6 protein-coding genes and 1 other RNA gene are annotated in these 6656 nt (G+C 36.3%); all 7 read left to right on the forward strand.

The window, feature by feature from the left end; translation table 11 throughout:
• Nucleotides 1-161: 161 nt before the first annotated feature.
• Entirely contained in the window at nucleotides 162-986 is an 825-nt protein-coding gene (locus tag U9Q18_05310; GenBank protein ID MEA3313776.1) for a hypothetical protein, read from the forward strand.
• Nucleotides 976-2535, forward strand: coding sequence for a hypothetical protein (locus tag U9Q18_05315; protein MEA3313777.1), 1560 nt, complete (start codon nucleotides 976-978; stop codon nucleotides 2533-2535). The genes U9Q18_05310 and U9Q18_05315 overlap by 11 nt, the downstream gene beginning before the upstream one ends.
• Nucleotides 2532-3155: a deoxynucleoside kinase gene (locus U9Q18_05320; GenBank protein ID MEA3313778.1), complete on the forward strand. Its 624-nt coding sequence runs from the start codon at nucleotides 2532-2534 to the stop codon at nucleotides 3153-3155. The genes U9Q18_05315 and U9Q18_05320 overlap by 4 nt, the downstream gene beginning before the upstream one ends.
• Nucleotides 3152-4660, forward strand: coding sequence for an AAA family ATPase (locus U9Q18_05325; GenBank protein MEA3313779.1), 1509 nt, complete (start codon nucleotides 3152-3154; stop codon nucleotides 4658-4660). The genes U9Q18_05320 and U9Q18_05325 overlap by 4 nt, the downstream gene beginning before the upstream one ends.
• Nucleotides 4657-5265, forward strand: a complete 609-nt coding sequence (gene tmk / locus U9Q18_05330) for a dTMP kinase (GenBank protein MEA3313780.1) — start codon at nucleotides 4657-4659, stop codon at nucleotides 5263-5265. The genes U9Q18_05325 and tmk overlap by 4 nt, the downstream gene beginning before the upstream one ends.
• Nucleotides 5258-6211: a PEGA domain-containing protein gene (locus tag U9Q18_05335; GenBank protein MEA3313781.1), complete on the forward strand. Its 954-nt coding sequence runs from the start codon at nucleotides 5258-5260 to the stop codon at nucleotides 6209-6211. Before tmk ends, U9Q18_05335 begins: the two co-directional genes overlap by 8 nt.
• Nucleotides 6212-6243: 32 nt before the next feature.
• Nucleotides 6244-6509, forward strand: an RNA gene (gene ffs / locus U9Q18_05340) — signal recognition particle sRNA large type.
• Nucleotides 6510-6656 lie beyond the last annotated feature (147 nt).

Genomic DNA, 6656 nt, shown 5'->3' on the forward strand with positions numbered 1-6656 from the left:
TCTCTTAAAAAAAGACAGTATTTGATTAAACTAAAGACAAATTTAATGGAAGAAAATGAATCTGAAATCATCATTGACAATCGATACAAAAGATTTATGAGATGGGTTTACCGGGACATAATGAATCTTGTGGTTCCTGATGAGTTTCAACCCGAGCAAGTATGAAAAAAGTCAGTATTAAATTTATTTTATTAGTTGTTTTATGTTTGCTTCTGATTGGTTGTTCCTTCAGTAGGATAGCAATATACAGTAAGGATGATGGGAAGCCAATTGCTTTTGCCTCTGCGACAAGGGGCAAAAGCAATTACTATACAAATTATCAGGGAAATTTATCTTTTTTTAGAACGGCATTTCCTGAGAAAGTGAAGCTTTTTCGCCTTGGTTACAATGAAAAAACTGTGCAATTGCCATTTGCGATATTTTATTCAAGTGCAAGAATTTTTTTGGATACCGCTAGCTATGAGGAGATTCAAGGACAGATTTTTGATATTTTTGACGGGGTATCAAGCTATGAGTATGAATATTACTTAACTGTTTCTGGAGAGAATAGCAAAAGTCAAGAATTTGTAGCTAAATGTGACGGGAAAAATTTCTTTTTTGAAAGCAATGGTGATTTTTCGGGTTCCGACATGAAAATATGGTCTATTGATAGCCAGATGTATAAAAGCGACGACAATCTACTTGTTGAAGGGCCACTTACCGCTGAAGAGAAACAGGCTCTTTATGAGAGAAATATAGTATTTATTCCAATACAAGAATTATTGACTTTAATTTTTCCAGCTGACCTCCCTAACGAAATAAAGGTTGAGAATAATGTGATTTATTTTGCCTGGGAGAATGGGAATATGGAAATTAAAATTTCAGAAAACAGATTTCCTGTGGAAGTAAATTTTGAATCAAAGGAAAGCGCAACCAATGTTGCCTACAAGCTTATGCTTAACATAATGAATATTAATGGCGAGGTAAATATAACAAATGAACTTTAATTCAGCACTGGATAAAATATTTGAAGAATATTTTGAAGAGTTTTTGTATAGATTTTCTGTAAAAGCTACTAAATTAGGAATACACCGATATGATTATAAATTTGGCAGCTTTGATAAAATGGATTTTGATAGCTGGACAGCTGAACTTAAAAGCATCAAGAAAAAACTCTTTCTTTCAAAAATAAAAGTAAAAAAGGGAAGAAAACTTGATTATTTGTTGCTTGAAAAGCGAGTTGATAGCGAGCTCAATTGGGTGGCAAACGAAAAAGAATATGAAATAAATCCACTGATGTATACTTCTACAATTAAAGATGGCTTGCTTTATTCTGCTTTTGGTTCTCATGCGCCCTTTAATGTGCGAAGCAAAAATTTTCTTGACAGGCTATCTGCAATAAAGTCAATGCGTAAAGGGATTGAGGAAAACCTGCAATTTTCAAATTACCTTGAAAAAGCGGCAGCACTTAAAGAATTGCAATTTTTAAATACATTTGTTGATGAATTTAGTGGCTATCTTTTGGGAAAAAGCAATGGAGACAGCAAAGACGATTTTAAAACAGCAAAGGTGGAAGCGCTTGGCGAAATAGGAAAAATGCTGAATTTTATTGATAATATTACTCTTTTTCCGGAAAATAGAAGCTTAAGTTTTGTAAAAGAACTGAAGAGAGAATATATGGGAAATTCTCCATTAAGCGAGGTTCGAGTCAATTTGAAGAACCGACTTTCCACTTTACACGAGCGCATTGGGAAAAAAGCCCGATCGATAAAGATTTCTCAGTCGTGTAGCGATACTATTAAGGATGTATTGGACAAAAAGAAGCTATTTACGATTGAGCAGGTATCTGCAATTTTTGATCATATTAAGAGCACAGGTGAAAGCATATTTGGGCAGACAGATCTTTCCGTAGAGTTTAAACTTATACTACAAAGTGAGAATAGAGTATTTGATTTTGTTAAAGGAATTAGTCCTGGCATCATTATTCCTGTCGGACCATTTGATACCCATACAGTTATCCCTTTGATATTTACTTCCCAGATGACGCTTCCTGCACTTGTGCTTAAACTTGTTTCTCTTGGGTACCCGGGAAAAAGTTACGAATCCGAAATCAAAAGAAGAAAAAAATCTCAATTTAGAGCTTTTTTTGTGAATCCCTTTTTTAACGCGGGTTGGGAAATTTATGTCAAGCAAGTGATGAGCAGTCGATTAAAAAATGAGTATGGGGATGAGTTTGAACTTGCTTTTTTATATGACCAGTACAGTATACTACTCAAGGCATTTATTGAGAATGAACTGTTTAACAACAGAATAGGGGTTGAGGAATTTAAAAAGATTATCGAAGAAGACAGAATTATTCTTAATAAAGATGGGTTTATTAATAGTATTATTACTGAAAATGGAAAAAGCTTAAAGGGTGTTATAGGACTTAATTTTATTATGGCAATTAAGGAAAAAGTACTTAGAAACAAGATGAATGAGAAAGAATTTCATATACAACTTTTATCTCATTCATCGCTTCCTTTTAGATTCATCGAACAAAGGATAAGGGTGTGAATAAGCCAAAATTTATCATAGCAATTGCAGGGAATATAGGTGCAGGGAAATCTACACTGACTAAACACCTATCAGAAAAATGGCATTTTCAATCTGTTCTTGAGCCAGAAGCAAAAAATCCGTTTCTGAAAGATTTTTATAAAGATTCAAAGAAATGGGCATTTTATTCACAGTTGTTCTTTCTTACAGAACGAGCAAGAATGCAAAAAATAGCAGAAGCAAATGCACAGTACCTTTTGTTGGATAGAACAATTTATGAGGATGCCGAAGTATTTGCCAGAATTGTGCTTTCCAGGAAGGAGTACGAAATATATAAACGTGCGTACGACCTTATAGTAGAGACGCTTACTCCTCCCAATTTGGTTGTCTACCTGAAAACATCTGTTCCTACGCTGATGGAACGCATAAAAGAGCGTGGAAGGGTGTACGAAAAAAATATTCACAGATCTTATATCAAAAAACTTAATGAGCAGTACAATCGCTGGATGAGTGAATTTAAAATAGCCCCTGTTATTCAGATCGACACAGATAAATATGAGCTTTTTAGTTTGTTTGGAGACATGGATGATGTGAGGAAAGAGATAGAAACTTTTTTTTGGTGCAGGCAGAATAAGAAATGAACAAAAACATGGACGAGCAAAAAAGTTTTGAAAAAGAAGTTTTTTTGGGGATACTCCCTCTTGCTATAAGAGAAGCACTGCAATCGATTGGCGATTTTGACAAACTGATTGAAATCGTTTTGGATCTTGGCAGAAAACCTGAAGCTCGTTTTCCGGATAAGACTGTTTATCTCATGGAGGATCCTGTAACAAAAAAAGAACTTGATTTTGTTATATCACATGTAGGTGATTTTGATAAGGATAATCGTGCCGGTATAGAACGCACGCTTCATAGAATATCTGCCGTGAAAAATCGGCGTGGGGATATCATTGGCCTTACCTCTCGAGTAGGAAGGGCAATTTATGGAACAATGGAACCGATACGTGATATTATAAAAGGTGATAAAAATGTTTTACTTCTTGGTAAGCCGGGTGTTGGAAAAACAACTCTTTTGCGCGAGGCTGCTCGGGTTATTAGTGAAGAACTTGGTAGACGGGTTATTGTTGTTGACACATCTAATGAGATTGCAGGTGATGGCGATATTCCGCACCCGGGTATTGGCAGTGCACGAAGAATGCAGGTTCCTTTTGACCGAGGGCAAGAGGATGTGATGATAGAAGCTGTTGAAAACCATTATCCGGAAGTAATAATAATTGATGAAATAGGGCGTTCTGAAGAGGCAAAAGCATGCAGAACAATTGCAGAGCGTGGCGTGAGACTAATAGGAACTGCGCATGGAACAAGTATCGAAAATCTTCTTGTAAATCCTACTCTTCAGGACCTTATAGGCGGTATCACTGCAGTGACACTCGGGGATGAAGAGGCAGATAGAAGAGGTACGCAAAAGACAATTCTTGAAAGAAAATCTCCCCCAACTTTTGACATACTTATCGAGTTAAGGGAGAGAGGAGTTTTTGCCATTTATAGCAACCTTGCCGACACGGTTGATGCATTGCTGAGGGGATTTATTATAACTCCTGAAATCAAAACGATAAGCAGCCTCTCGGGGAAAAAAGATTTAACCGAAAAAAAAGACCTTACAATTACAGTACTAAAAGAAGTAAGCACGGCGATATTCCCTTTGTGCATTAATACGAGCTATCTTGAAAGGGGAATTCGTTCGGTACGGGCGCCGATGCATGTTGTAAAGGACATAGGCAGGGCTGATATTATTCTTGTGAGTAAAGAAAAACTAATGAAGAAAAAAGAAATATTAGAAGTAGCACAAAAAATGGATATTCCAGTGGAAATCCTTGAAAAAAATACGTTAAAAAATATTAAAGATTTTTTAAGGAGAACAAGAAAAAAACAACTGAAGGAAGTAGTTATCGATTATGAAAAATTGGAAGAAATTATTCAAGGCGTGCTGAGAAATGGTGGAAGCGTAGAGCTTCCTCCAGGAAATAAAACAGTAAGAGATGAAGAACAGGCGTTTATTGCCCGGTTTGGGCTAAATAGTGAAGTGATAGGGCTTGAACCTAATAGAAGGGTAATAATTTATTCAAAGAAAAGGAAGGCAAGATGAAAGGTTTATTTATCACATTTGAAGGAATTGATGGAAGCGGGAAATCAACTCAGGCAATGCTTCTTAAAGATCGGTTCGATCAGCTGAATCGTCCTGTTGTGTTTACTAAAGAACCCGGAGGGACTCCCTTAGGTAAGAAAATCAGGGAGATTTTATTAAATGATAATATGAATTCAGTATCGGAATTTTTGCTTTTTGCAGCAGACCGAAAGGAGCACGCTAAAAAAATTATTATACCATCTTTGTCAAAGGGTAAAATTATTATTTCGGACAGATTTGCTGATTCATCGGTTGCTTATCAAGGTTTTGGGCGCGGAGTTCCTATTGATTTTATTAATTTTGTTCATCAAAATATCCTTTCCGGGGTAAAACCCGATCTGACATTCATCGTAGATATCCTGCCTGAAATTGGACTTAGAAGACTTGCCGAAAAGGACAGAATAGAGAGAGGCGGAATTGATTTTTTAGACAAAGTGAGAAAAGGGTATCTTGAGCTTGCCAGAGAGAATAAGAGATTTGTTGTGGTGGACGGGACTGCCGCCTCGGAAAAAGTAGCAAATTCTATATGGGAGTTTATTTCCCGTTGGGAGTCAAACAATGGATAAAAGAGGAAAAATACTGCTTATTATCGCTTTTTTAATAATTGTTTTTATTGCGATCTGGTTTATTGTTTCTTTAAACGCAAATGCCTCAGGTGCTATTACAATTGATTCATACCCAAAAGGTGCTGATGTTTATGTTGACGGTGTTTTAAGAGGCGCAACTCCTCTTACGATATCAGGGTTAAAGTTGGGTATGTATGAAATTGAGGTTAAAAAAGAAGGATATGAAACAGAAATCTTTGAGCGAAAATTAGATAAAAACAACTTAAAACAGCTTATTATTGCTAATCTCAGCCACACGACATTTACGCTTGAAATAACATCTTATCCAACAGAAGCCGAAGTATATGTTGACGGTGCAAAGAAGGGATTTACACCTATCAAACTTGAAGATATTTTATATGGTAAACATTTTATCGAAGTGAGGAAAGAAAATTTTACCACCTGGTCAAAAGAAATAGATGTAGAAGAATACAAAATTTTACAAATAGACGCGGAACTTTTAGCACAATACTGTGCTATTGATATTGTGAGTGACCCTGAGGGAGCAAAAGTTTATTTAAATAATGAAGAACAGGGTATAACGCCAATAAAAATTAAAAATATCGATCCGGGGAAATATAAGCTTTCCATAAAAAAAGATGGCTATACGCCATATGAGGAAGAAATTGAGACCATAAAGGGTGAAACCACAAATCGAAAAATTACACTTAAAAAAGCAGACACCTTTTTAACAATTGATTCTGTACCAACAGGTGCTAATCTCTATATTAACAATGTTTTAGTAGGTACTACTCCCCACACTGCAATTGACATAGAACCTAATATTTACGAAGTGAGGGTTGAAAAAGATGGGTATTTGCCTTTTTCCACAACTGTTGAGGTAGAGAAAGGCAAGGAAATTAGTTTACTGTTTCCTTTGTTGAAACTTCCTGAAAATAACCCATAGAGTAATTTCAAATTTTTGTTATAATATAATGGCTGTGCTAAAGTGGGGAGCTAGCAGTGCCCTGTAACCCGGAATCTGCTATACCGGGGCTGAAAACTTGTACGAGGCCTATCTTTTGTTAGGCTGGAGTCAGTTAAAAAGTGTTGAAGGTGGGACCCTGCGCAATGTGAACCCTTGAACCCCGTGAGATCTGGAAAGAAGCAGCGGTAAGAGGGTGTAGCATGTGCCGTAGGAATATCTCACTGGAGCTTTTTGCTGTCATACCGCTAGGAGAGGGTAGTCGGATACAAGAGCATGGCCATTTTTTTATTGTTTATTTGGTGCCAGATACTGTGATAAAGTCAACACCCTAAAAGTAGTTTTTCATACAGGTAGATCTCCGTTTTTTCTTTAATAATTCTTGCTTTCTCATAATTAACACCTTCCATAGTCGGTAGAATATTCT

The organism is Caldisericota bacterium (assembly GCA_034717215.1).
GTDB lineage: Bacteria > Caldisericota > Caldisericia > Caldisericales > Caldisericaceae > UBA646.